Raw genomic sequence first — 3,071 nt, 5'->3', positions numbered from 1 at the left:
GGTGGTTGTTGTGGCTCCTCGCCGTGTGGGCGAGCGACTCCCCATCCGCTGGTGGTGGGGCGGGCCTGCGCGGGCCAACTGATCCTCGCGCCGCCCAGGGCGGGCGGCGGGGGTCACGCCGGGACCGGCCGGCACCAGGGAGGTGTCGGCCGGCTCGACGGTGCGTGACCACCTCCGGCACCCGGACGGGTGCAGGGGTGGTGGGTCCGCCGCCCGGGGTGCGGGTGGCGATGATGGCGGCCGCGACCAGGTCGCGGTGCCCGGTGAACTGGCAGTGCGGGCAGAACAAGGTTCGCCCGCGCGGTTTCGGCACCCGCCGCCGGCAGGCGGGGCAGGTGGAGGACGTGCCACGCTCGTCGACGGGGTGCACGGTGATGCCGGCCAGAACAGCTTTGTCGGTGAGGACCTGCAGCAGCCGGCCGATCTGCCACTGCCGCAGCCGCAGGTTGTGCCGCCGCCCCGCGTCGATGTCGAGCACGCCGCGCGGATCCCCCACCCGCAGGACACCGACACGCTTGCGCACGGCCCAGGAGACAACCTGGCGGGCGGCTTCGTGCTGGGCCTGCCTCACCCGACGCCGGTGCCGGCCCTCCACCATGCGCGCCCGCCGCCGGTACTGGCGCCACCGCCGTGACCCTCGTTGGCCGGGCTTCGGCGCCCGCTCGGCCACCGCCCGGCGGCGGGCTTTGGTGTCGGCCAGGTGCATGCGGTGCTCGGCGCGCATCGCCCGCCCCGACACCAACAACCCCGCACCGTCCGGGCCGGCCACCGCATACGGGTGGATGATCCCCAGGTCCACGCCGGCCACCCTGGCCGCGTCGGGTTCCTCACCAGGCGGGTAGGCCGCGACCGGGACTTCGGCGGTCACGTCCAGGAACAGCCGACCGCCCTCACACACCAAGGTGACCGACCGGACCTGCCCGACCGGATACGGCAGCTCCCGCGCCAACCGCACCCACAACGGAGGCGCGCCCTTCGCCATCGGGATCCGGACCCGGCGTCCATCGATGTCGAACGTGCCGTGATACCAACGCACCGGCACCAACCCACGCCGCCGACGCGGGAACCTGGCCGACAACTCACCGTCCTTGCGGCGTTTCGCCGCCGCGAACCACGCATCGGAGAACCGGCGCAACACCGACCGAGCCCCCGTGCTATCCAACTCGCCGAACGTGCCCGGCCCCGAGACCGCCAACTCCCGACACAACTCCTGATAACCCACCAACGGCGCGTCCCGGCGGCGCCGCCGCCACGCATTCAGCTCCAGCACACACGCCCACACATCACCAGCCGAGCGCAGCAACCCGAAACACCGCCGCCGCTGCCCCAACGTCACCCGCAACCCGACACGCGCGGTGCGATACACCACCCGCAGCGCAGAGGAATCGCGACGACGAGACACAAACGACACCCAACACCACCGGTACGACAAATTCGCACGCCCGCCAACCCGCCGAACGTCACTGGACACCGCACTAGCGGGGCGGTGACGGCGGTTCGGGTGGGCGTCCTCGGGCGCGGGTTGCATCGGATAGGGCGATCGCGGCCAGGACGAGAGCAGCGGCGATGGCGATCACCAGCCGCGGCGCTCGGATCATCGCCGGTGAGATGGCGGCGAGCACGAGGACACCGATCAGCCGGTTGCGGGACACGCGGGCGAAGACCGCGTACTCGAAGATGCCGCGCCCGGCCAGGAACAGCGCGGGTCCGCCGAGGATCATGGCGATCCAGATCGGCTCTGCGTGTCCGAATGGGCGGTCGAGGATGTGATCGACGCAGTTGGCGGTGATGACGACGCCGGCCACCATGATCGGGTGGGAGTAGGTCGCCCAGATGCTGAGGCGGAGCGGATCGGGGGCGGCCGCGATGGCTTCCGCCAGTAGCTGCCCAGCGCGGTAGAAGTAGATTCGCCACAACAGCACGGTGGTAGTGAAATACACCAAGGCTGCAACGCTGTGCTCGGCCCCGAAGCCACTGGTGCCGAACGCCAGACCCGTGACCAGGATCAACTCGCCGAGCGCAATGATGAAAAACTGCCGGAAGCGCTCGGCCAAGTGCTCGCCCAGGATCGCAAGCTCCGATCGCGCAAGGCGACCCAACCCCGGTGTGGGCAAGCGGAGTGCGGTCGCCGTGTAGTCGACGGCCACCGCCAGCGTCCACAGCGCCAGACGCGCCGTATCGTGCGCGACGGCTCCCGCGATCCATGGCACGGCGGACACGCCGTACCAGAAGAATTGCCGCAGGAAGGCGCGCTGCGCCTGGTGGCCGCGCAGCAGGAGCACGAGGACGACGCTGGCGCCAATCCGAATGGCGACGTACGCGCCCGCGAAGAATAGGCCTCGCTTGCCGAACGCCTCCGGCGTCGCGGCGGCCATCACCAGGATGCCAAGCATGGACGCGATGACCAGCAGCTGTATCGGCGGTCGTTGCAAATCGAACCTGTCGGTTGTCCCCGCAACGCGGGACCAGACCCACCACAGGGCCAGCAGCAACACCAGCGTCTGGAAGGTGCCGATCCACGTCAGATTCTGGAGCAGCCCCTGCGTGAGCCGGAAGAGCGCGAGGACGAACACCACGTCGAAGAACAGTTCAAGGTACGTTGCCTGCTGCGGCTGCCCGGGTCTCCGCAGCAGCCCGCTCGCCCTACTCGTCGCCATAGGCTCGCCCACTTCTGCCGTTATTGTCGCTTTGAAGCAGTACCACGCTGCCGGCTCTGGTGGATGCGGATGTGCTGCCATGGCCTGGGGTCGAGCGGCGGCGTGCTACAGGCAGGGAAGTGTCAGCCAGGTACTGATGCCGATCCGTCACGTGGGTCCGGGGACCGGACAGCGTCCTGCGCCACCCAGGTGGAATAGAAACTCCAGCAAGCTCGAACGGGTCACCGCCGCTGCTCAACCCGATGATCGCCAGGCCGCCATGGCCTTCTCCTCGGTGTTCGTGGTCTCCAACAGCCTGCGGCTACGGACCTTCCGACCCCTAGCCTCGCGCCTTCATGAAGGCTTGGCGGCGGTGGTGGGTCGAGAACGTGAAAATGCCCTCTGGGCTGGAAGGATGGGACTTGCTGAGGGTCT

2 protein-coding genes and 1 pseudogene are annotated in these 3,071 nt (G+C 69.4%); 1 reads left to right on the top strand and 2 read right to left on the bottom strand.

What is annotated here, in order from left to right; genetic code table 11:
* Together ACFYOS_RS36310 and ACFYOS_RS36305 are read right to left on the bottom strand one after the other, a co-directional pair.
* A partial coding sequence (locus ACFYOS_RS36310) for an RNA-guided endonuclease InsQ/TnpB family protein (RefSeq protein WP_387151859.1) occupies positions 1-1,528 on the bottom strand: 1,528 nt, incomplete at its 3' end.
* A complete protein-coding gene (locus ACFYOS_RS36305) occupies positions 1,476-2,657 on the bottom strand; it encodes a low temperature requirement protein A (protein ID WP_387151856.1) in 1,182 nt (393 codons plus the stop codon). The genes ACFYOS_RS36305 and ACFYOS_RS36310, both read right to left, overlap by 53 nt.
* 230 nt (positions 2,658-2,887) lie before the next feature.
* Between ACFYOS_RS36305 and ACFYOS_RS36300 the strand changes: the two are divergent.
* A pseudogene (locus ACFYOS_RS36300) lies at positions 2,888-2,982 on the top strand (metal transporter); the annotation flags it as partial.
* Positions 2,983-3,071: the final 89 nt, after the last annotated feature.

It is taken from the genome of Micromonospora sp. NPDC005806 (genome assembly GCF_042871425.1).
GTDB lineage: Bacteria > Actinomycetota > Actinomycetes > Mycobacteriales > Micromonosporaceae > Micromonospora.
This window is presented reverse-complemented; position numbering and strand designations above follow the sequence as displayed.